Raw genomic sequence first — 21490 nt, forward strand, 5'->3', positions numbered from 1 at the left:
TCGACTCCTTTGAATTGGTGTTTTCCCTGGAGTGAGGTCACGGTCCCGGTGTGGTGTTTCGAGAAATGGGCGAGAGCGGTTTCGACCGTGTGCGGCAGAGGAGCGATAGCCGGGCCTGCCGAATCGGTGGCGGGGATGCGGCTGATATGCCTGAGCGGTATCGGTGGTGATGCGCCGGTCGGGGGCGGACCCGTCAACGCTTCGGATCCTCTCCCCGACCGGTCGACACTCAAAGGATCAGTGTGCGGGGAAGGGCAGGGCCTCGCAGCCGGAGCCGGAGTACAAGGCGCGCAGCAGGTGCCCGCCCATCGGCATGGCGGGCTCGTCAAACATCAGGACCGGCTCGCCGAGTGATTCGGCGAGCCGGATGCCGGAGTGGGTCTCAGCCACCCGCTGCAGGTACTCGGCCAGCTGACGGGAGTACAGCCGAAACGTTCGGCCCGGGCCGCCCACGTCGGTGGCCAGGCGGGCGATGGAGATCGCCCGGGCCGCGGGGTCAGCGGCGCGGCTGTACTCCAGGCAGGCGTAGGCGACCACCTCCGCAGGCATGACACAAGGGTTCGACAGGCGTAGCCGACCGGCCTTGGGGATCGTCAGCAGTCTGAGGGTGGCGAACGGCCAGTCGATGATGTCCTCGACGCGGGCCCGCGGTTCGTCGGCCCAGCTGGGGTCGTGGCTGTACATGCGCACTAGGCAGGAGATGTCGTCGCCGATGACTTTCGCGCCGGGGTGCTTCCATCTGGCCTCGGTCACCAGCTCGCCGAGCCGCTGGTGCAAGCTGTCCTTGGAGAAGACGGTGGGCTGGTAGTTGAAGGCCCCATACCAGGTGGGTACGCGGCACGGAGAAAGCGAGAGCAGCCACCAGTGCAGCAACCAGAGACTGGCCGGATCCTCCAGGTAGGGGTCGACGCCGGTGTCGGGGTTCAGCAGCCAGTGTGCGCGCTCGGTGAGCACGACGGTGGGGGCCTGGCCGGGCGCCGGATCGTCTTCGACGGTCAGGGTGAAGGCCCGCATCCAAAACCGGATGGACAGGACGCGGTTCCTGTTGCCGGCGGATAGTTGGACGGTGCTGTCGTTGCGGGTGAAGACCTCGGGGTCGTCGACGAGCGCGGCATAGGCCCGGCCGAGCCAGCCGTAGCGGGGAGGGTTGGAGCCGTGGCGGCCCCAGGCCGGGGTGCAGTTCGATGCCAGGGAACCCGCAGGAGGCTCGGTGGCGAAGAGTAGGAGCTGCTCGGTGCTGGAGGACGGCGATGCGGATGCGCGCCGCGGCGCTGGATGAGGCATTGCGAATGTCCTTTTGGTTTTCGGATCGGAAGAAGACGGGCTGATGCCGGTGGGTGCCTCCACACGACACGAGCTGATTTTACCGTTTTATGGCATTTATAGCTTTTATAGCTGTTTGAGGTGTTTATCCTGTGCGCGTCAGGATGCTTCGCCCAGGGCGTACCATGGTTGCTTCGGGAGGGGAGCGCGGCTTTCCTTTCGGATCGGAGAGAAGGCCGGCGGACAGGAGTGCCATTCCGCGATCTCCTCGGAGATCATCCGCCGGTCTTTGCCCTTGCCGCCCGAAGAACCTCCACTCCGGTGCCTCACCCGCTGCAGGGCATGGCACGGTGCAGATATTCCGTGGCCGGTGAGCAGGAGGACGCCGCGGCGGCCGCGCAGATCATCGACCGGCGCGATTCCGGTCTGGAGCGCATCTGGTGGAGCTGGCTGGCTACGTGCTGATCTGCCACTGGGTGGAGCCCGAGATCGATCGTCTGTCGGAACATCCTGCTGTGCCTGCGCATTCGTACCTGCGCACGTCCGCGGGTCAGGCGTTACCTGGTGGGATCAAGGCGTTCGAGGCGCAGCTGCTGCGATCGGGTAAGAATCGCGGGCCGCCCTGCCGAGGGCTTGTCGTGCTGGCAGGGGTGAGCCCGCAGGGAGTCGAGCAGTTCCTGCTTATGCCATGCCAGAGAGCGGCGGGCCCATGCTCGAGGTGAGGTGATGTGGAGCATGCGACCTGTCGGGCCGAGGTTCTTGAGAGGGGCGGGCGCTCGCGGGAAGGCAGGCTGCTCCGGTCGGGGATCAGCCACCTGCTGGTCGAGGAAACAGCCAGCAGGGAGGCCCCGGATGGTTGGAGGAGTTGCGCGAGACGGCCGAAGCGATGTCCCCGAAGGATCACGTCGACGTGGCGTTGGTACGGCGCCTGCTTCGGTGCGTTCGGCTGGTCTTGGACGCGCGGAAGCAGGCGTGCAATGAGCGCTTCGCCGTGGCGGTCGAACCCGCCCTGCACCCGCCGGTCCGGCTGATGGCTGACACTCGCATTTTCGACGGCATCGGCTCGGGTGGGCGATCAGCGCGCTGGCCTGAGAAGGGGCGGCGGTGAGCACGGCCCGAGGGGTAGTGATCACGGGCGCTTTCTGCGGCTGAGGGCAAAAGAGCGGGCCGGGCATCGTGTGCCCGGCCCGCTAGTCAGGGCGTAGTCCGTGGTGTGCGGACTGCGCTGTTGGTCAGAGCGATTCGCCCGAGCCGGTCAGCGGTCGGCAGCAGGTGATGGGGATGCCCTCGACCTTGACCTGCTTGTCGGGCAAGCCGGACGCGCGGTGCGTCTTGTAGATCTCGGTGGATTCCTCATCCAGCAGGACCGTCACGCACTGCGTGCCACCTCGTCGCGGCGCGGGAACCACCTCGGTGACGGTACCGGTCATACCGTCGAGGTAGCGCGGCTTGATGTTGATGATTCGGACGTTGATACCCGTGGTCACGGCGGCGGCGGCCAGCCTCGCCAGGATGGCGCGGCGTTCCTGAATCGCGCCGATGTAGGCGGTCAGGTCTTCCTCGGTCGCGCCACTGAGGATCGCCGTGAGCACCTCAGCGCGCTGGGCCGAGGTCGTGGGGAATGACATGTGTGTCCTCCATTGGTAAATGCGGTGAGTTCACCGAGGGATGCCACCTCTCTCGATTACATAGATAATTCTAGCGCAAATATCGATATGCGGGGCTGGGATGTGCGGCGCGCATCCCTTGCCGCCGCGTGGATACACATCCGGTTCGATGGTCACTTGAGCTTGATCCACCGCCTGTGCCAGCGGTGTCGAGGCGCCGTCTTCGACCGCCCGATGAACGAGACGGAGCTGGCCACCATCGGGTGGCGGCCAGCCGGTCGACAAGCATCCGTGGCACTTGGCCTGTGCGCGTTATTCCGCAGCTTGGGCGTACTGGAAGACCTCGGGAGGTAGAGGATGAGCCAGCCGCCACTTGAAGCGGATAGGCCGCTCACCCTCATGGCTGATGTAGCTCATGGGGCCCGCGTACACATACGGCGGAGCTCCCAGACCCGTATCCCACTTGGACTGGCGGATCAGCAGATGCACGGTGGAGTGCCCACCGATGTAGCGGTGAGCGGTGGGTGCGGCGGCTTGCAGGGTGCTCTGTGACTCCCAGTGGAACCGGTCCTCGGCGATGGCGTAATCGTTGTAGCGCGTGCTCTTTGAGTACTGGTTCTCGGCCTTGTCGACGGTAACGAAGAACACGTCCGCCTTGTGGGCGGCAACGTATATGACGCCTTGACGCATATGCGCGAACCTGTCCAGGCCGAAAGCGGCCAAGGTCTCGTTCTTGCTGTAGCGGGCGTGCAGCCGAAGCGGGACCATTGGGTCCAGGGCCGGAGCCGGGTCCAGAGCTGCGGTCCGGAGGATCCCGGCCAATTCCGCGAGTTCAGCGGCTCGTGCTCCATTGAGCCGAGCCAGCCGGGCCGCGATGTCGGCGGAGGAGTTGACGCTGCCCCAGAGGGAGGCCTCAACCATGGCCAGCAGTCGGTAGTGCCGGGGGGAGACCGGGTGACCGCCGTTCAGGGCCATGTGCAGGAAATCCAGGCGTTCGATGTCATCGAGGTGGAGCATGCGGCCGAAGGCTCGACCGAGTTGCTTGTCGGCTGCCGCATCGGCTGCCGGTCCTTCAAGACCGGCTTCACGGCGCAGGGCCGTCCAGCCCTCCCGGTGCCGGTAAAGGTCCTCCAGTTCCAGGCCGGTCTCGTTCAGGAAGTGCGACAGGGTGATGTCACCCCGTCGACGAAGTTCGCGGGCGAGGTCTTTTCGCTTCATGCTTCGGGTGCGATCGGTGATCATCGTCACTGGTCCTTTGAGTGCGGTGAGTTCGCCGAGAGATGCCACCCCTCTCGGTTACATAGAAAATACTAGCGTAGTTATCGATATAGGCGGATGGGAAGGAACGTCCCCAACCGCGCCGCCCCCTGCGGGTGTACTCTCCGCCGGGGGCGCGGGCTTGGCTTGATGCGCCGCCTGTGGCTACCAGCAGCGAGGTCCTTCCACGGCACACCGATGCTTTGAGCACCACCAACTGGCGGCAGACCCCTAGGGCAGGCAGCAACGCCATGGGAGTTTGATCCCGAGTCACGGCGGTGCCGTCGTGCGGGGGAAGAGACCGGCGGAACCGGGTGGACCTGTCACTGCTGCTCGAAGCGTTTCAGGCTCCCGGCGCTACTTCTGCCCTTGGTCCGGCTGAGGTGCGCCGAAAGGCCTCACTTCGCGGGTGCGGCCGCTCAGCCGACGCCCGCCAGCAGATAGAGGCAAAAGGGTTCAGCGCTGATGAGCTCGAGTCACTCGGCGCTGATCAACGTTGCGTCGCGGCGTCTTTTGACTGCAGACCAAGGGCGATGTTGAGCAAGCGCCAGCCGTGGGTCCTGCTGATCCCCAACTCCCTGGCGACGTCGGGGCCCGTCAGCTCGCGACTTTCGGTGGCTGCGGCCTGCACCATCTCTCGAACGTGTCGGATCCGCTCTTGGTGGCGTTCGTCTCGAATGCTGCGGGCGCGCGGCCGACTGTCGCGGGCACCGCGCGGCCGGCCCGCACCCGCACGGGCGCCCGGCCTCTGGTAGTCGGTGACCGTGGCGCGTGTCCAGTGCGGGATGTCGCACACGTCGGTGGTCGCCGGCGGCGCGTAGTCCTCGGCCACGTTTTTCAGCCACCGCTTGGGCGTTATCCCCCACAGTGCGGCGGCTTCCTGCGCTTCCAGCAGATCGTTCGGATTGTCCTCGGCGGGCAGCGCAGGGATGGGTTTGCCGGCCGCGTGCGCTACGGCTTGATCGCGGTCCCAGAGCTTTTTTCGGGTCGCGCTGATGGGGGCCGGGAGGGTGAGGTCGCGGTAGAGGCCTTTCGCACGGGCGGTGACGACGCTGTCGAAGCCGTGCAGTCGCGCCAGGCCTTCGGCGTCGACCGCGCTGTGGCCTGCCCGGATCATGTAGGCCACCCCCTCCCCTGCTGACGGCCGGCGGCGCCGGTAGATGCAGGATACGGTCCGCGGTGATCGCCTTCACCCCTGGGCGGTTCCGGACGGGTGGAGTGGGAAGACGATGACCAGGTGATGCCGCGAGGAAACAAGGACGAAGTCCTCGTTCTCGGAGTACCGGGATACGCCTTACCCTGGTGCCTTGTCCTCGCTGTGCGGTGAGTGACAAGACGGAGCCGACGGTCGCCACCCGCTCACGAGCGGACCCGTCGGCTCCTTGTCTTCTCCTCGCGGGCACGTCCTCGGACAGTCCGGCGCCGAAAGCACGAAAAGCCATCGCCTGCCGAATGCATCAGCACCCGGCAGGCAATGGCGGTTCTTCTGTTCGGAGAAGTCTCCTAGCCCGGCCAAGCGCTCTTCCCGTGCCTGGCAGGGGCACCCTTCACGCGAGAGACATCGTTCACCTCACCGATGTGAACCATGGGAAATCAGGCCCCGCGTAGGCTTTTGACGCCCAATAAGTAGCGAACTCCTGCGTTTGCTGGAAGTCTCTACAGTACTCGCCGGGAATGGGGTCAACCTCGCGCCGTCCATCATTGATGAGGTAGTACCAATGGCACACCAAATAATTGGCGAGGCCGACTTGCTTCTCAGAGAGGTGCGGGCATCCGATGGTGCGATCGATCGCGATGAGCCACGGGCGGGCCCAATTTCCGGTGTCGTCATAGAGGTTTTCGCGGATCGTCCGGCTTAGCGCGGGGAGTGCTTCTGGAGTATCCGGAATATCGAATACGGGCAGCGGCAGGCAGTCGCCCGCATCGGCGTGCATGGAGTTGATCGCTTTGGTGAGTTCGATGCGCTTCCGCTGCAACGCATCAACGACCATGGCGAATCGCTGCTCTCGTGCTGCTTCGCTGTGTGCCAATTCGATTCTTCTCTCGGTTTCTGGCGGGATGGGCCTCCACGGGCTGCCATCCCGATTGGGCGTGTGGAAGGCCGCGAACATGTTCGTGCGACTCAGCAGGTCGCGATGAGGAACGGGATGGAGAATCCAGGCCTGCCGTGTATTCGGGGCCGAGGAGGTCGTGTTCTGCAGCGTCACCATGGGGTGTACGCGAAGGGGTATCGTGCCTTGCTGCTAGTGAGATGGCATTCGCTCGATACCCCTTCGCGGATTACACCGGCAGGTACCTGTGGACGGGTTCAGTCCTTTCGGCAGAGCATGCGCTCCTGTCCGGCAGAGAAAGTGATTGCGCTATATCGCTACACCTGGACGTCGGGCCCGTCGTATACCTTGTATGTCCAGCGGGAGACTCGCTTTTCCTGCTCGCGGAATTCGAGGCGTCGGCGGGCGATCTCCGTATACCTCTCACCCACGTTAATCAGGAGATACCAGTTCCAGATGATCTCCCAGGCAAGCCGGACCTGGTTTTCTGAGAGGTGGATGCAACCGCCGTCGCGATCGAAGGCCTCGCACCACGCGTCAACTCTATTCCCCGCCTTGGTAAAGAGGTTGTCGTAAATGTCTCGCCTGACCTTTTCGAAATCCTGTGATGTCTTCGGTACCTCGAAGGTGGGAAGTGGAAGGCATCCCGATGCGGGGTGCAGACAAGTGAGCGCCCCGATGATTTCCAGGCGCTTGGTCTGCATCGAGAAGAGGACCTGATCGAATCGCTCTTCAGGTTTTGTTTTCTGGTTCGCCATTGTGAGTCCTTGTCGATGTGCGGTGAGATGCCTCCGGCCGAGTTGCCACCCCCAGTCGGTTACATAAGAAATATTAGCGCACTTATCGATCGAACTGATTCCGGAGGAGGCAATTTATATATGCGGTGGCGCCCCTGCGCTGGTTACCTCGATATCGGGTTTCCTGTTCGGCTGCCGGTTTTCGTAAAAGGCCCGCCGACAAGGGGCTGCCCGCGATCTCTTCGGAGATCATCCGCCGGCCTTCGCGTGATACGTGACGGTCAGTGCGCCTGGCGCGTCGTTATCCTCAAGGGCAGGGCCCGGCGCTGATATCCCATGGTTGGTGAGCGGGAGTCCGTCACCGCGATCGTATGGATCATCGACCGACGTGAGCATGACCAAGACCTAGAGCGGGGCGCATCTTCGACGCCCCGCTGGGACTGATCCACTACGTGCTGGCGTGTCATCGGGTTTCGCCCAAGGTCGCGGGTGGGCATGCCCTGCTGTGTTTGCGCATCCTTGCCTACGTGTCCGCGAGTGCGGGCGCTACCCGACGAGGTCGACAAGCTGGAGATCCGACTCCTGCGCCTGGGCCAAGGACTCGGTCTGACCTTCAAACAGCTTTTCGTCCCGATGAGGATTGATCCATGCCCGAATTGGCAAGGGCCCGGCTCGATAAGAGCCGGGCCCTGTCGAGGCTGCGTCATTCCCGCCGTGGGCTCGCCCGCTGATTGCGCGTCTCACCCGTAGGGAGCAGGCCTCAGCTGGTTTCCTTGGCACTGCATGAAGGGCAGTACCAGCCGTGTGGCTGCCCCAGCGTCCAGCTGTGCTGCACGACAACCTCTCTCGCGTTCTCCTGGGAGTCGAAATGCCATACCCAGTTGCCCGGGTTGAACGGCTTCTCGCATGAGGCGCACTTGGGGACGGTGCACGACTCCACGCGACGCATGATCCGATAGGGCGTCTCCTGGCGAAGGATTTTCCCGAACAGCTTTTCTTCCTCCTCGGAGGTTAAGCAGTCCTGCGAGCGTCCGTCGGCGTGGGCCTCCTCCATAAGGAGCTCGAGGAGATCCTGCCGGGCTACGGCGACAGACGAAGAATGCGAGGCAGACCAACCGGGCAACCCGACCTCCTGCCCTTCGCGGTTGATGATTACGTAGCAGCCCTCTGCTGATGAGGTGTCCTCGCACGGGACGAGACAAGGTAGTTGGTTCGGGGAGTGGTTCATGGTGTTCCTCTATCGAGATCGGTTGCCAACGGCTCCAGCCGATGGGTGGGGCTCGAAGTTGTATGTCGCTGGAGGCGGCAGGGACGGTGAAGGAGTGGGTGCGTAGATGTGGTGAGTTCCATGAGGAGCACCACCGCTTTGATTACATTGAAAATATTAGCGCACTTAGCGATATTTAGAGTGAGCGGGATCCGTTCCGTGGGCGAGGAAGGGGTACTGAGCCGAAGCACGGCAGTTGTCGGCTGTCACCAAGATCGGCGGTGAGCCTCCTTCGGAACCTGTCCACGTGCACGCCAGGCCAGCCCGCCGAGAACACGGATTCTCCGGTGACAACAACCCTGCGACTCGGTCCTTGGTGACAAGTAGTGCGCCGATCCGGTGACAACTACCGTGCCTCACCAACTCGGAACCGCAGGTGAGCCCCCACGGCGGTGGCAATCACCATGATTCGGCACATACGTTCCCTGGCATGGCGGCCGCTGGGGTCGATGTACTCGTGCAGTTGGGAGTGCCGAAGCTCACGACGGGGATCAGAGCCGGGATCTCCGCCCTCAAAGCGGTGGTCAGGCGGTCGTCCGCTGCCAAGCTGATCTGATAGGGGGGCAGAAGAAGAAGGGCTGTGCCTCAGAAGTCATACCAGATGAGTACGGATCGGTCGGCGCTGCTCACCGCAGAGGTTCGATGGCACCTGGCTACTGCTGGCGGGCGATGTTGAGTAGCCGCCAGCCGTGGGGTTTGCTTACCACCAGCTCTGCCGCGACATCGGCGGCCGTCGGCTCGCTGTTATCGGTGGCCGCGGCCTGCACCATCTCCTGAGCACACTGGACGCGATCGTGGTGAAGTGCGTCGCGCGCGCCGCGGGCACGCGGTCGGCTGTCGCGAGCACCGCGCGGCCGGGCCCGCACCCGCGCCGGCCTTCGACGTCTCCCGGACAGGATCAATCACCATCTGCGCCGTCGCCACCGCACGCCTCAGCGGTTAGTACCCTGGTCGGCTATGGCGGCGCGCAGATATCCAACGGTCTCCGAGGCAGAGGGTCTAGCGGCAATTCAGCAGATCATCGACCGGCGCATCACTATCAATGACCCAGGTCGGGACCGTCTGTCCGATCACCCGCTAGAGCTCGTCTCCTATGTGCTGGCCCATCAACGAGTCCCGCGGGACGTCCTTCAGGACGACATCCTGCTTGGATTGCGCATCGTGTTCTACGCGCGCGCCCGCGTTCCGACGCTACCGGGTGAGATCGATCGGCTGGCCGAGCGCCTGGCCCGTCTCGGACTTGATATGGGGCTCACCTACCGGCAGTTGTCGGTGCCGCTGAAGCTGACCAGGCAGGGTGTAGAGGTGTGGCTGAAGCGGGAGGCCAGTGCGCGACGTGGCCGGGGACGGCACGAGTCACACGAACGCGCAGCCCAACTCCAAGACGCACAAGAGATCGACTGGTTCACTCAGTACGGTGAACTCCTGCTCACTGGAGCCCGTCGCTTCGTGGCCACGCATGAGGCTGCTGGCGAAGAGGTCGCCTACTGGCTGGAAGGCCTGCGCGGTACGTTGGAGAAGATCCCCGCAGGCACCCGCGGCGACCTAACCTCGATGCAGCGGATCGCGGCTGGCATGCGACTGGTGTTGGACGCGGTACAGGAAGACGACGATGAGGGATTCGCCGCCGCTGTCGGGGATCTGATACAGGAAATGACCCAGCTCACTGCAGAGCACAACAAGATCGCCGCAGTTTGAGCCTGCCGAGAGTTTCGGTAATGCCGTTGTCTTAAAGGGTGAGGAGTAGTTCAAGGGATGCCAGGGTGGTGCGCGTTGACATCACAACTGCTGGACGGAGTCTCCCTGGGGCGATCTCATCCAGGTATATCCATCCGAGCTGGTGGACGCCGTACTGACCTTTGGTGGGATGAAGGCGCCATGATGCAGAGAGATCATGATGCTCAGCAAAGATCCCTGTCAGAGTCATAGCATGGCTCGAGCAGCCAATGATGTCTGTGACCAAGACGCTACGATGCGCGGTCAAAGGAGGCTGAGGAGGTTGCCCTCGCAGGTAGGAGTAGGTGATCCAGAGCTGGCGGAAGACGCTTCGGTTGATGGGAAGACGGTAGGAGCGCGGATCAAGGCCGTCCGCCGCCAACGTGGTCTATCACAGGGTGCTCTTGGACGTCCTGAACTATCTGACAGCTATGTCTCACTCATCGAGAGCGGCAAAAGACCAGCATCGCTCGCCATCCTAGAGTTGCTAGCTGAAAAACTTGATTGTCCTCTGACCTATTTACTCACCGGCGTGACTGCTGAGCAGTCCAAACAAGCCAAATCCGAAATGCAACGGGCTCACAGGGAGCTGGAGTCAGGTCAGGTCAGTCAGGCGCGGACTCGCTACATGGCAATAATAGCCAATGGCCTCCTCGATGGCATGGCGGAATTGCGCCTGGAGGCTGAACTGGGCCTGGCGTATGCGCTGCAGGCTTGCGGTGAGCCGGGCGAAGCGATTGAAGTTCTACTGAATCTGCGGCATCGTGACACGACGATTATATCGATGGAGCACTACGTCGAAGTGGCTTGCGTGCTATCACGATGCTATTTGGAGAATGGTGATTTATGCCGGGCGGTGTCGGTCGCTGAGGAATTGTTAAACGGGGTGACCGGATCAGAATGGAACGAAGGGCTTGTTACGTTAGCTGCCGGATTGATGGCTACGTATATTCGAAGAGGTGACCTGCTTTACGCCCGACGGTTTTCCTGTGAGCTACTTGCAGGTGCTGACCTGGTTGGAACAGCTTTTGCGCTCAGTGTTGCACATCGGGAGGTCGCGTTCTTGGAGGCCGAGGTCGGCCGGGGAGCCGAGGCGCTCAGTCATATCGACCAGGCCGTTGATGCGCAGATGGACAGTGATGATCCGATTCGGCTACGACAGCTCCTCACTGATCGAGACCATCTCTTCCTGGCTTTTTCGGGCGGAGACGTCAGGCGCGTTCGAGACTTAGAGGCGCAGTTATTGAGCGAGTTTACCGGTCCTCCAGTAGGGGCGGTGGGGGTGCGACGCGCTATGAACCTGGCGCGCGCCGAAGTGCTGCTAGGCCGTTTTGAGCAGGCAGGTCGACACGGGAGGATGTTGCTTACCGCTGTCACACCACTGCCTCCGGTTTTGCGAGCCGAGGTTCATCTTATCGTCGCGCAGATCCAGCATGAGTTAGGGGAAGACCAGGAGGCGCTGAAGGAGTTGGATATTATGGTGAGGGTTCTGCAAGAGGTAAGGGCCTCGCGCCTGACTGCTCAGATATGGATGACAGCCGCGCATCTGCTGGAAAAGCTTGGTGAGCACACGCGTAGTTGCGACGCCTATCAAAGGGCCTTGGATTGTGTGGGGTTGTAGGAACAAAACATCCTGTTCCCCAGAGGGCAGGGCTCCGGCAAAGTCGCGAGGGGTATTCGGCTTGAGGTGTTTGGTGCAGATATGCCCTGGGTGTGAACAGTAGGGCGGGTCATGACCGCTCCGGAAAATCATCGAGGTTCTCAAGGCCTGTTGATCTATCCGAAGTGAGTCATGCCCGCGTTGCCACCGTGGCTGATCTCATCATTGTCGACCGTACTGGCCGGGACCTCCGTCGAGGATGGTGCTGGTGGGCTGCTCACGGCGTTGGTGGATCTGCCCGGTCCTCACATCCGCCGTGGAGTACGACACCGACTGGTGACCGTGGTCGCTGCGGCGGTCTGCGCGGTCGTGGCTGGTTACCGCTTCCAGCGACCGGGGAGTGGGTCGCTGACCTGCCCGCCGATACTGCGGTCCTGCTCGGGATCGACGCCGACCGTCCAAGACCATGATTCGCCAGCTGCTGCAGGCCCTGGGCCCCGAGGTGCTCGCCGTGGTGATCGGGACCTGACCGGCAGGACGCAATCTCGTAGCCTCGGTGAGGCCGAGCAAGGCGATCGCCTTGGATGGCAAGACGATCCGCGGGTCCCGTACCGGCGACACGAGTGCCCGACATGTCCTGGCCGCCGCAGGCCGGGCCACCGGTGTCGTGCCGGCCAGCACCGACGTCAACGGCAACACCAACGAAATCACCCGCTTCGCACCCTTGCTCGACCAGATCCCGGACCTGCACGGCGCGGCCGCCACCGCCGACGCGTTGCACTGCCAACATGAGCACGTCGCCTACCTCGCCGACTGTGGCGCCCTGTTCTGCGCGGCCTGGGTCTTCAGTCGTTGGCCAACGCCCGCGCCACCGAACGCCTTCGTGTCCGAGCTGGTGCACCTGCCGGGAGGCCCCTCCTGCCTGGTGGCGGTGCGGCTCTCCACGGTCCATGACGGTCCGTGCGAAGTCCAGCACGCCGACGTCCCCTGGAGAACTGGCTCGACCACCTTGCGCTGTGAGAAACCGCAGCCTTGGCAAGCGGTATCCATGCTCTGAGGGCCGCTTTGGTCATCCCGTCAGCTGCTGCTTTCCAAGCCCCGGTCGATGGCATCGGCGTGTTCGCCCAGCCAGGCGATCTCAAGATGCAGCCAGGACCCGGGGCTGGTGACGCGTCCGGCACGATCGTGCATGTCGCGCTCGGCCTCGACCCGGGCAACGATGCGCCCGCCGAAGCCCCGACGGTACTCGTCCTCGAACCCGTACACGTCGAGGAAGGTACGCAAGAGGGCCAGTTGGCGATCGAGAGGGCGGGCGATGTCGGCGCCGAGCAGCCACAGCCAGGCGGCGTAGGCGAGGTCACGCGTGCGGGGGCCGGGAGCGGCCTGGTCGAAGTCGAAGGCGGAGACAGGGAGGCCGTCGACGAAGGCGACGTTGAGCGGGGAGAAGTCGTTGTGGCACACCGTCTCCTCGCCACTCGCGATCGGCGTGCCGGCGGTCGCGTCGTGCAGTCGGCGCATCAGTTGCGCCGCGGCGGTGATCTGGGCGGTCGACCAGTCACGGGCCCGGAAGGCGGTCGTGACCTCACCGTGCTGAAAGCTGAGGATCTCGCGGCCCTTGGCATCGGTTCCGAGCAGCCTCGGCGCTGCGTCGGAGCCGACGTCCTCCAGATGCCGGAGCAGCAGGTGCACGAACGGCGAGTGCGGCCCGACCGGCCGCCGCACCGTGTCCCCGACACGGACGACTCCCTTCGTGATCCGGCCCCCGGTCAACGGAATCTCCGGTTCCTGTTCCATGCGCGTCAGCATAGAGACCCTGCCCCGGGCCGAGATCCAGTCCCGGTCCGTCGCCCGTCGCACGGCGCTGATCAGCTGCGCCTGCATCAGCAGCGAGAACAGATCCAGCGCGTCGTCGATCGCCGACGCCTCCAGATGCTGCACCACCGATGTCAGCAGCGCGGTGCGCTTCGGCTCCGGCATGGGTTGAAGGTTCGGCGCCTTCGGTCCCAGCCCTGTACGGGCCAGCGCCGCCGGCCAGTTCGGCTGAATCTTGTCGATCCGTACCCGGGCCAGCCGAAACGCGGTGATCTCATCCACCCGCTTCGGAGCCTTCGCCATGCCCGTGCCCGTGCCCATGGTCCACGTCAGCGGCCGGCGCAGCCGCTCCAGCTCCGAGACCCGCCGCCCCTCGAGCACCTCCAGTAGCGCCACCAAGTTCGCCGGCAGCGACACGTCTGCCGCGCAGCCTTCGTCACCGTGGCCTACAGCCGCTTCTCCGCGACCGCCTGCACCTCAGCCATCTGCCGGGCCAACACCGAGACCTCCAGCAGCAGCACCCGATGGCACCGAGCGCCCACCGCCTGGTTGAACAGTGCCACCGGCCCCTCCGCGGCCGTCCACGTGCCAACTGCCGCCAGAGCCCACTCTCGTGGCAGTTGGCACGGCCGTCCACGCCCGTGCAGGAACGTACGGAACTTCCATCCCCACACCGGATCCTCGATCAGACACGTCAATATCTTTGTTTAAGACGACCTAAATTTTTAGTGCAAGATCACAAAACGCCTCATATTGGAGCAAAGGAGACTTAACAGACAGTCAAGGTTACTTGTAAATAACGTGCGCTGTGCTATCTACCTGCCCAAATCTACGCTCCGGAGCCGTAAGAAGCCCGCCACCCAAAATTCCGGAGTATTCCGATGATGGCTCGCAGTATCCGCATCCTGGCCGCTACCGCTACGGCCGCACTCGGCTTGGCCCTGGCTCCGTCGGCACCGGCGTCGGCCGCGAACGCCAGCGCGGCGTGCGCGTCCTGGAGCAACTACCGCCCGGCCACCTCCACCGCCGACGGGCAGATCACCATCAAGAACACCTGCTCGATGCAGCGGAAGATCTGGCTGTACTTCCGAGACGGCGGCGCGATCAGTACCAACCTGTGCGGCTACAGGAGCACGGTTCGCTCCCTTCCGCGCTACTCGTCCTACTACCGGGCGCCGAACGTCCCCTCCTGGATGACCACCGAGGTGATTGGCGCGTGCTGATCACGCTCTTGTCCGGTGAGCGCCGATCATGACGGGGGCGGGCCCGGCCGCGCATCAGCGTGACCGGGCCCGTCGGCGTGATCCCGATGAGAAACACCTGACGCTGTCGATGACACCCTTCCTTCTCCTCCCCCTACCAGCACGATGACGAGCGGAGTCTTTCCGATGACCCCACCTGACCGGCTCCTCAACTACCCCTCACCTGCTCCGCCTGGGGATGGGCCAGCAGCGGCCAGCCGCCGCTCCCCCTACCCCGAGACCTCCACCCAGTCGCAGCGGCCCCCCTTCGTGCTCGGCACATCGTCTGCTGCGTCAACGTCGCCAACGCCCAGCGCCGACTCCAACCGCACCGCGCCCCCTGCAGGCAGGCGGCGTGGTCGCCACCGCGATGGCGAGCACGTCCGCCAAAGCGATGCTCAGGTTGCCGCCACGGATCCCGAGTGGCCGTGGCCTCCGGAGCCGCCGATCCTCCCAGCGGCCAGCGCCGCTGATCAGCTACTGGTGCGCCGCCAGTCGGCACATCATCCGGAGTTGCCAGGCGAGCGCACCGGAGACATCGCCCTTTCCTGGGACCCGGATGAGCCGCGGCAGCCGACGGGACGCTCGGCGCTGGCCGACATCGATCAGACACCCACCGTGGTGTACTGGTCAGTGCATCAGCTCTTGCAGGACGTGGCGCTCCTGTTGAAGGAAGGCTTCACTCCTGAGATCACTGTCGAGGGAGCACGCAGCCTGGAGCAGATCCGCCAAGGGGCTGTGACCTTCATGGCGTCCGTCCGTAAAGACCGCTCGGCCCCGGAAGGGGCGCATGGCGGCATCGGCGATGTGCGGCGGGTGTCTTAGGTGGTGATCGTGATGGCGCCGACCTGCACCGCCGCCGACATTGACACGATCGCCGACGCGGCGATCGAAGCCGGCTGTGAGGTGTCGGTCAGTCGAGGGGAGAGCCGCACGATCATCGGTCTGACCGGTGACGTCGCTCAATTCACCACCCTCGACCTGCGAGGTATGCCCGGGGTGGCCGACGTGGTGAGGGTCACGGCCCCTTATCGGCTCGTGAGCCGTGATCATCACCTGCGGCGCTCGACGGTGTCGGTCGCCGGTGTGCCGATCGGTCCCGGCACGGTGACCCTGATCGCCGGCCCGTGCGCGGTGGAGACCCCCGACCAGACCCTTCAGGCCGCCCGGATGGCCGCCGCGGCCGGGGCCACCCTGCTGCGCGGCGGCGCCTACAAGCCCCGCACCTCCCCGTACGCCTTCCAGGGGCTCGGCGAGGCCGGCCTGCGCATCCTCGCCGACGTGCGCGAGCAGACCGGGCTTCCGGTCGTCACCGAGGTCGTCGACGCGAGCGACGTGGCACTGGTGGCCTCCTACGCCGACATGCTCCAGGTCGGCACCCGCAACGCGCAGAACTTCGCGCTGCTCCAGGCCGTCGGCGCCGCCGGCAAGCCGGTGATGCTCAAGCGCGGGATGAACGCCACCATCGAGGAGTGGCTGATGGCCGCCGAGTACATCGCCCAGCGCGGCAACCTCGACGTCGTGCTCTGCGAGCGCGGCATCCGCACCTTCGAGACCGCCACCCGCAACACCCTGGACGTCTCCGCGGTGCCGCTCGCCCAGCGGCTGTCGCACCTGCCGGTCATCGTCGACCCGTCCCACTCCGGCGGCCACCGCGACCTGGTCCTGCCGCTCACCCGCGCCGCCATCGCGGCCGGTGCCGACGGCGTGATCATCGATGTCCACCCGCGCCCCGACCAGGCCCTCTGCGACGGCCCCCAGGCGCTGGTCGACGGCGACCTGGACGAACTCGCTCGGGTGATGCGTGTTTTTCCCCCGTTGGTCGGTCGATCGCGAGCGCGGGGGCCGATAGCGTTCGGCGAGTTGGTGACGCTGGAGGATGGCAGGGTGGGCAGCGGTATCCGGTAGTACTCGCGCGCCGGTGCGGGGAGCGGCCAGGTTTTCGAGACCCCACCTGGCCGCTCCCCGCACCGGCGCGTCTCTTTTCGGGGAACCTTGTTCAGACCGACGGTGATGAGCTTCGGGGCCGTCATCGTGCGGTGTCTGCGGATCCAGGGGTTGGCAAGCCGGTCGGATGGCCACCGCGGTGAAGGGGCGGGTGCGCTGCAAGGGTGCCGGTGCGGTGGTGGGCGAGCAGCACACCGGTGGCGTTCACGAGCGCGCCGGCGATCGCGTACAGGTCCGGGCGCGGCAGGTGCTGCTGCTGAAAAGGTGCAGCGGCGGTGAGTAGAGGCGAGAGGTCCGGCGTAGCTGTCACCAGTGACGGGCTAGGGGTGCTGGCGCCGGTCGTGCTGGGTGCAGGCGGGGCGATGAATAGGGCCAGCACTCCGGTGACCGCGGTGAGCACGATCAGTGCGACGATCACGGCGCTGTAGCCGGGCAGTGGCCCGGTCAGGGGCGGCTGCTGCAGTATCGCCGTGGCCGCGGCCACGCCGAGTGCGCCACCGACCTGGCGGGCGGTCATGCTCGCGCCGACGGCGGAGGCATACCGGTGGGCTCCGGCGCTCAGTGCGGCGGCGGCCGAGGCGCCGGTGCTGATGGCTCCCAGCCCGCAGCCGATCAGCGCGCTCGCCGGAATCCATACCTGCAGGCGCGGCTGATCGCTCATGGCCGCGGCCAGGACCCAGAGGGTTGCTGCGCCGGCCACGAGCACACCAGCGTAGGTCACGGGGCGTGGCCCGTGGCGACGGATCACCCGGCCGGCTAACAGTGCCGTCACCACGACTCCGGCGGAGATGGGGGCGATCGCCAGCCCGACGAAGGCGATGCCGATCCCCCAGACCTGGTGCAGCAGCAGCGGCGCGAGCGCGAGCAGGGTGAAGGAGACGGCGCCGTACAGCAGGGAGATGCTCCCGCCGAGAGCGAAGGTGGGCTGACGCCACAGTTGCAAGTCCAGCGCAGGTCTCGCATGGCGGGCCGAGCGCCACAGCGCGGCCATGACCAGTGCCGCTCCCCCGCCGATACAGCCGATGGTCAGCGGCGCGCGCCACCCCCAGTGCTGGCCTTTGCTCACCGCCATCACCAGTGCGGCGATGCCCGCCAGCAGCAGTGTGCTGCCCAGCAGATCCGGCAGAGGTCCGGTGGCGGACGGCGCGCTCGGCAGGGCCAGCGCCGCGCACACCAGTGCCAGGCTGATGAGTACCGAGGGGGCGAGCAGGGCGCGCCAGCCGAGTTGGTCGGCGAGCCATCCGCCGGTGCTGTGCATGAAGACTCCGCCCAGGCCTGCGGCCGCCGACCAGGCGCCGATGGCGGCGGCTCGCCGGGTGAGGGTGATGTGGGCCAGGAGCAGGCCGAGTGAGGCGGGGATGATCGCCGCGGCGGCGGCTCCTTGCAGTGCTCGGGCCGCCAGCAGCAGGGGCAGGGTCGGGGCCGCGGTGGCGGCCAAGGCCGCGGCGGTGAACAGGATCAGCCCTGCCACCAGCATGCGGGCCCGGCCGAGGGCATCGGCCAGCTGGCCGCAGGTGGTCAGGAGTGCCGCGTAGGGGATCATGGCGGCGCCGACCACCCACTGCAGGTCGGCGGTGCTGGCTCCCGCCCCGATCAGGGTTCGGCCCATGATGGGCAGGATGAGGGTGGCGGCGATGACATCCCCCATGATCAGGGCTGAGGCTCCGCAGGTCACCGTGATCAGCAGGATGGTGCGGCGTCGGGACCATATCGCTGGGGCGGCGCGGTCGGGTAAGGCAGCGCGGGTGGGAACGACGGTCATGGTGATGATTCCTGTCACTGAGCAGGCGGGGCCGGTACGCCTGGGGAAGGGTCAGGCGTCGGCGAGGATGCCCGGCGCGCTGGAGGTGGGAGGGGTGGTGGTGCGCATCGACTCCTGCCACGCCGCGGTGCGCACGGTGAGCGGGCTGAGGCACGCATGGGTGCAGCGCCACACCACCTGGGCCGCGCGGCGGGCGGCCCGTAGGTGTTCGGCGCGCAGGGCCGCGAGCTCGGCTTCGAGATCGAGCACTGTGTTCAACACCGCGGTGATCTGGGGATCGCTACTACGACGCGCCAGGGCATGCACCTCGTCCAGGAGGCTGCCCCAGGTGAGGGCGCGATCGGCGCTACCTTCGGCCAACGCCACAATCTCGGCTTCGGCGTGGCTCTCGTTCGCGCCGGTCTGGGAGGGCAGATGCTGCTCGGCCGTGGCGATGGCCGCGTGCACGGTGTGGCTGTAGCCCTCCCGTAGATCGGCGCAGGCCAGGGTGAGGATTCGGACACGACGCAGCAGGTTGGACCGACTCCAGCCCAGCACGGTGAGCAGCCCCCCGCGGCCTTGCTCGACGTGCCAGCCGATCCGCATCAATATCCGGCGCAGTTCCTGCGGCGGTGATCCGGTTCGGACCTGAATGCCGATCGCGCCGGGTTCGGCATACACCACGGCGTCGCCTCCGGCCACGGCGGCGCAGATGTGGCGTATCGCGTGCACCAGGTCTTGCGGCATGCTGCTGGGGTGGCGAGGAAAGGCGGGCGGCGAAAGGGTAAATGTCGGCCACACCGTGACCTGTGGTTTTGTCATTAGCGCGCCAGCCGAGTCATGGTCCAGGCGACAAGGCGGCGCATGGTGTCGACGGCCGCATCTGCGGCCTGCTGCTGGCTGGTGGCATCGGGAAGGGCCCGCTCGACCATGGCGCCGAACGCCTGCCAGTTGACCTGGCCCGGATTGCTGAAAAAGCTGGTCGGGGCACCGAGGGTGATGGCGATGCGCTGAGCCATCTTCGCACCTCCCATGGTCGAGCCCAGCAGGACGAACGCCAGACCGACGGCGTGGGGCAGGCAGTCGATCGGCGTCAGCGGGCAGCTGTCGCGCGGAGCGGGTGCGCTGGTGACGCCGAGAGCGCTCAGGTCAGCGCGGAGAAAATCGCCTCTGCACATGGCATGGGGGTCGAAATGCACCGCTGACCAGTCCATGGCACAGATCGCTGCTTCTGCCGGGCGTTGGAACTCCTCCAAGATGATCAGGATGGAGCGGTAGGTGTCGAGATCACTGGCCTCGTGGAGAGCGCGCAGGTGCACGGCAAGTTCAGCGTGCACGGACGCGACGGCGTGCCACAGCACGGCCACGGCATTGGGGTGGGCCTCAGGGGTGAGGAGGTCGGTCGATGAGGAGACGGCCACGGGAAGCTCCAGATACGGCAGAGAGTCAAGTCGGATGTCAAGGGTGGTTGTCAAGTCGGTGACCGATGCTGCACTTCGCACATAACGCCTGTTAGAGCGCCCTGATGGCGTTCAGAGAGCCGATGAACGTCATCCGCGAGAGGGCGAGCGATCCAGTGCTCACCCAAGGGCATGTGTGCGTGGCCCGGCATGCGTCCAGGGCGGCCGACGCCGCCGCATTGTCTCAGCGGGGCCGGTTGTAGCTGGCGCGAGAGTCCTCGGCGGCGTGGGCGTCGACGTCTTTCGCACTGCCGACCTGCGGTGTTGCCGCCCGCTCAGGAATGGCCGGCGCCACAGCCCCGCAAACGGGTGTGATGCGATCTGAGGATGCCTTCACGGTGCTCCTTCATTGCTGGCTCGCGGCGGGGTTGCGCCACCCCAATTACTTGACACAAATATTTACAGACTTGACTAAGATTGTCACCACATCCACGATGGGCAAAGACATTCACCGTCGGCTACGGCCGACTCACGAACGATCCCGGCCCGAGACGGGGCATCAGCACCACGACGACCAAGGCAAGTGCAGGTCAGCGCCCCACCACCACACCTTGACACCGTTCACGTGCCGGCCTCGGTGCACGGCCTCGCCGGGAGGCGGGAAAGACGGACTGTGACCGCTGTTGACAACGCGCCATCCCCTAGCCAGCGCAGGACCGCCAACCGCTCGACCACCTCAGCAGCGGGTGTCGATACGGTCAGGGACTATCTCAACCACATCGCCGCGATTCCGCTCCTGAGTGCCGAACAAGAGGTTGACCTGGCCCGTCGAATCGAAGCTGGGGTGCTGGCCGCTGAGCGGCTCGCCAGCGCAGGTGATCACCTGCCGGACACCGAGCACCAGCAGTTGCGATGGCTGGCCGAGGACGGCCAATACGCCATGACCGTGATGGTGGAGTCCAACCTCCGTCTCGTCGTGTCGATCGCCAAACGGCACGTGGGACGTGGCCTGATGTTTTTAGACCTGATTCAGGAAGGCAACCTTGGACTGATCCGCGCGGTGCAGAAGTTCGATTACCGAAAAGGCTGCAAGCTGTCCACCTACGCCACCCTGTGGATCACCCAGCACGTCACCCGGGCCCTGGCCGACCAGGGGCGGACGATTCGCATCCCGGTGCATACCGTCTCGGTGATCAACCGGCTGACTCGTCTCCAGCGCAAGTTACAGTCTGATCTGAATCGTGATCCGACCATCGCGGAACTCGCGGCCGCGGCGAATATGCCCGCCGCGCAGGTGATCGAACTGCGTGGCTATGACCGTGAGCCGATCTCCCTGCACACCCCGGTCGGCGTCGATAGCGACGGCGAGTTCGGTGATTTCATCGAAGACGTCGACGCGCCGAACGGGCAGGATGTCGTGCTCGCCGCGATGCGCCACGATCAGCTGCGGCGCAGCCTACGGGCAGCGCTGAGGAGGCTGCCCAAGCAGCAGGCCACGGTGATGGCGATGCGCTACGGACTGGACGGCCCACCCAAAAGCCAGCACGAGGCGGGCGCGCTGATCGGGCTCTCCGGTCAACGCGTACGGCAGATCGAAAGGGCCACCTTGTCGTCACTGCGTCAGGCCCTCGAGGCTCAGGCCTTTCGCGAGTACCTCACCTGACATGACACCTCTCTGAGTTCTTGCTCGGGCACAAGGCGAAGGGTTCCTCTCCAGCGTGGGGAGAGGAACCCTAGAAGCGTCGCTATATTTGCGTCTGCGCTCGTTTCCACAGGTCAGGCCGTCATGGTTGGTAGAAGCCGGGGATGTCGTCGCGGAAAACGATGACGACTTTCAGGAGCAGAAAGGGG

21 protein-coding genes are annotated in these 21490 nt (G+C 65.2%); 10 read left to right on the forward strand and 11 right to left on the reverse strand.

Going from position 1 to position 21490, the window contains the following annotated elements; all coding sequences use genetic code 11:
- Nucleotides 1-237: 237 nt before the first annotated feature.
- On the reverse strand, nucleotides 238-1284 hold the full coding sequence (locus ACQP0P_RS01250) for a DUF4007 family protein (RefSeq protein ID WP_433358637.1): 1047 nt from the start codon (nucleotides 1282-1284) through the stop codon (nucleotides 238-240).
- A gap of 300 nt (nucleotides 1285-1584) precedes the next feature.
- Between ACQP0P_RS01250 and ACQP0P_RS01255 the strand changes: the two genes are divergently transcribed.
- Nucleotides 1585-1728: a hypothetical protein gene (locus ACQP0P_RS01255; protein WP_433358639.1), complete on the forward strand. Its 144-nt coding sequence runs from the start codon at nucleotides 1585-1587 to the stop codon at nucleotides 1726-1728.
- Nucleotides 1729-2119: 391 nt separating this feature from the next.
- On the forward strand, nucleotides 2120-2371 hold the full coding sequence (locus ACQP0P_RS01260) for a hypothetical protein (RefSeq protein WP_433358641.1): 252 nt from the start codon (nucleotides 2120-2122) through the stop codon (nucleotides 2369-2371).
- A 124-nt stretch (nucleotides 2372-2495) separates the two neighbouring features.
- On the opposite strand, the gene ACQP0P_RS01265 is transcribed toward ACQP0P_RS01260, so the two are convergent.
- The 6 genes from ACQP0P_RS01265 to ACQP0P_RS01290 all read right to left on the reverse strand — a co-directional run bounded on the left by ACQP0P_RS01265 (nucleotide 2496) and on the right by ACQP0P_RS01290 (nucleotide 8143).
- Entirely contained in the window at nucleotides 2496-2855 is a 360-nt protein-coding gene (locus ACQP0P_RS01265; protein WP_433358643.1) for a hypothetical protein, read from the reverse strand.
- A gap of 327 nt (nucleotides 2856-3182) precedes the next feature.
- A complete protein-coding gene (locus ACQP0P_RS01270; RefSeq protein WP_433358644.1) occupies nucleotides 3183-4112 on the reverse strand; it encodes a DUF3427 domain-containing protein in 930 nt (309 codons plus the stop codon).
- A gap of 505 nt (nucleotides 4113-4617) precedes the next feature.
- A complete protein-coding gene (locus ACQP0P_RS01275; protein WP_433358645.1) occupies nucleotides 4618-5253 on the reverse strand; it encodes a hypothetical protein in 636 nt (211 codons plus the stop codon).
- A 439-nt stretch (nucleotides 5254-5692) separates the two neighbouring features.
- Nucleotides 5693-6337 (reverse strand): hypothetical protein, encoded by a 645-nt coding sequence (locus ACQP0P_RS01280; RefSeq protein ID WP_433358647.1) that lies wholly within the window; start codon nucleotides 6335-6337, stop codon nucleotides 5693-5695.
- 158 nt (nucleotides 6338-6495) lie between these two features.
- A complete protein-coding gene (locus tag ACQP0P_RS01285; protein ID WP_433358649.1) occupies nucleotides 6496-6936 on the reverse strand; it encodes a hypothetical protein in 441 nt (146 codons plus the stop codon).
- Nucleotides 6937-7675: 739 nt separating this feature from the next.
- A complete protein-coding gene (locus ACQP0P_RS01290; RefSeq protein WP_433358651.1) occupies nucleotides 7676-8143 on the reverse strand; it encodes a hypothetical protein in 468 nt (155 codons plus the stop codon).
- A 469-nt stretch (nucleotides 8144-8612) separates the two neighbouring features.
- On the opposite strand from ACQP0P_RS01290, the gene ACQP0P_RS01295 reads away from it, so the two are divergent.
- The 4 genes from ACQP0P_RS01295 (at nucleotide 8613) to ACQP0P_RS01310 (ending at nucleotide 12555) form a co-directional block, all read left to right on the forward strand.
- Complete coding sequence (locus ACQP0P_RS01295) at nucleotides 8613-8738, forward strand: hypothetical protein (protein ID WP_433358653.1); 126 nt, start codon at nucleotides 8613-8615, stop codon at nucleotides 8736-8738.
- Nucleotides 8739-9139: 401 nt separating this feature from the next.
- Entirely contained in the window at nucleotides 9140-9880 is a 741-nt protein-coding gene (locus ACQP0P_RS01300) for a hypothetical protein (RefSeq protein ID WP_433358655.1), read from the forward strand.
- Between the two features lie 301 nt (nucleotides 9881-10181).
- Complete coding sequence (locus ACQP0P_RS01305; RefSeq protein WP_433358656.1) at nucleotides 10182-11519, forward strand: helix-turn-helix domain-containing protein; 1338 nt, start codon at nucleotides 10182-10184, stop codon at nucleotides 11517-11519.
- A gap of 535 nt (nucleotides 11520-12054) precedes the next feature.
- A complete protein-coding gene (locus ACQP0P_RS01310) occupies nucleotides 12055-12555 on the forward strand; it encodes a transposase (protein ID WP_433358657.1) in 501 nt (166 codons plus the stop codon).
- Between the two features lie 20 nt (nucleotides 12556-12575).
- On the opposite strand, the gene ACQP0P_RS01315 is transcribed toward ACQP0P_RS01310, so the two are convergent.
- On the reverse strand, nucleotides 12576-13727 hold the full coding sequence (locus ACQP0P_RS01315) for a phosphotransferase (RefSeq protein WP_433358659.1): 1152 nt from the start codon (nucleotides 13725-13727) through the stop codon (nucleotides 12576-12578).
- A 464-nt stretch (nucleotides 13728-14191) separates the two neighbouring features.
- On the opposite strand from ACQP0P_RS01315, the gene ACQP0P_RS01320 reads away from it, so the two are divergent.
- The 3 genes from ACQP0P_RS01320 to aroF all read left to right on the forward strand — a co-directional run bounded on the left by ACQP0P_RS01320 (nucleotide 14192) and on the right by aroF (nucleotide 16459).
- The gene (locus tag ACQP0P_RS01320; RefSeq protein ID WP_433358660.1) at nucleotides 14192-14533 is read left to right on the forward strand and encodes a hypothetical protein; all 342 of its coding nucleotides are present in this window, start codon (nucleotides 14192-14194) and stop codon (nucleotides 14531-14533) included.
- 531 nt (nucleotides 14534-15064) lie between these two features.
- Nucleotides 15065-15376: a hypothetical protein gene (locus tag ACQP0P_RS01325; protein ID WP_433358662.1), complete on the forward strand. Its 312-nt coding sequence runs from the start codon at nucleotides 15065-15067 to the stop codon at nucleotides 15374-15376.
- Nucleotides 15377-16459, forward strand: a complete 1083-nt coding sequence (gene aroF, locus ACQP0P_RS01330) for a 3-deoxy-7-phosphoheptulonate synthase (RefSeq protein ID WP_433358664.1) — start codon at nucleotides 15377-15379, stop codon at nucleotides 16457-16459. It abuts the gene before it with no gap.
- A 121-nt stretch (nucleotides 16460-16580) separates the two neighbouring features.
- On the opposite strand, the gene ACQP0P_RS01335 is transcribed toward aroF, so the two are convergent.
- From ACQP0P_RS01335 to ACQP0P_RS01345, 3 genes are all read right to left on the reverse strand, one after another.
- Nucleotides 16581-18260, reverse strand: a complete 1680-nt coding sequence (locus tag ACQP0P_RS01335) for an MFS transporter (RefSeq protein WP_433358666.1) — start codon at nucleotides 18258-18260, stop codon at nucleotides 16581-16583.
- Between the two features lie 51 nt (nucleotides 18261-18311).
- Nucleotides 18312-18986 (reverse strand): hypothetical protein, encoded by a 675-nt coding sequence (locus ACQP0P_RS01340; RefSeq protein WP_433358668.1) that lies wholly within the window; start codon nucleotides 18984-18986, stop codon nucleotides 18312-18314.
- A 74-nt stretch (nucleotides 18987-19060) separates the two neighbouring features.
- Entirely contained in the window at nucleotides 19061-19660 is a 600-nt protein-coding gene (locus ACQP0P_RS01345; protein WP_433358670.1) for a biliverdin-producing heme oxygenase, read from the reverse strand.
- A gap of 652 nt (nucleotides 19661-20312) precedes the next feature.
- Between ACQP0P_RS01345 and ACQP0P_RS01350 the strand changes: the two genes are divergently transcribed.
- Nucleotides 20313-21302 carry a sigma-70 family RNA polymerase sigma factor gene (locus ACQP0P_RS01350; protein WP_433358671.1) on the forward strand — a complete coding sequence of 330 codons (990 nt, stop codon included), beginning with the start codon at nucleotides 20313-20315 and terminating at the stop codon, nucleotides 21300-21302.
- The last annotated feature ends 188 nt before the right edge of the window (nucleotides 21303-21490 follow it).

Origin of the sequence: Streptosporangium sp. CA-115845, from assembly GCF_050943795.1 — a bacterium.
GTDB lineage: Bacteria > Actinomycetota > Actinomycetes > Streptosporangiales > Streptosporangiaceae > Streptosporangium.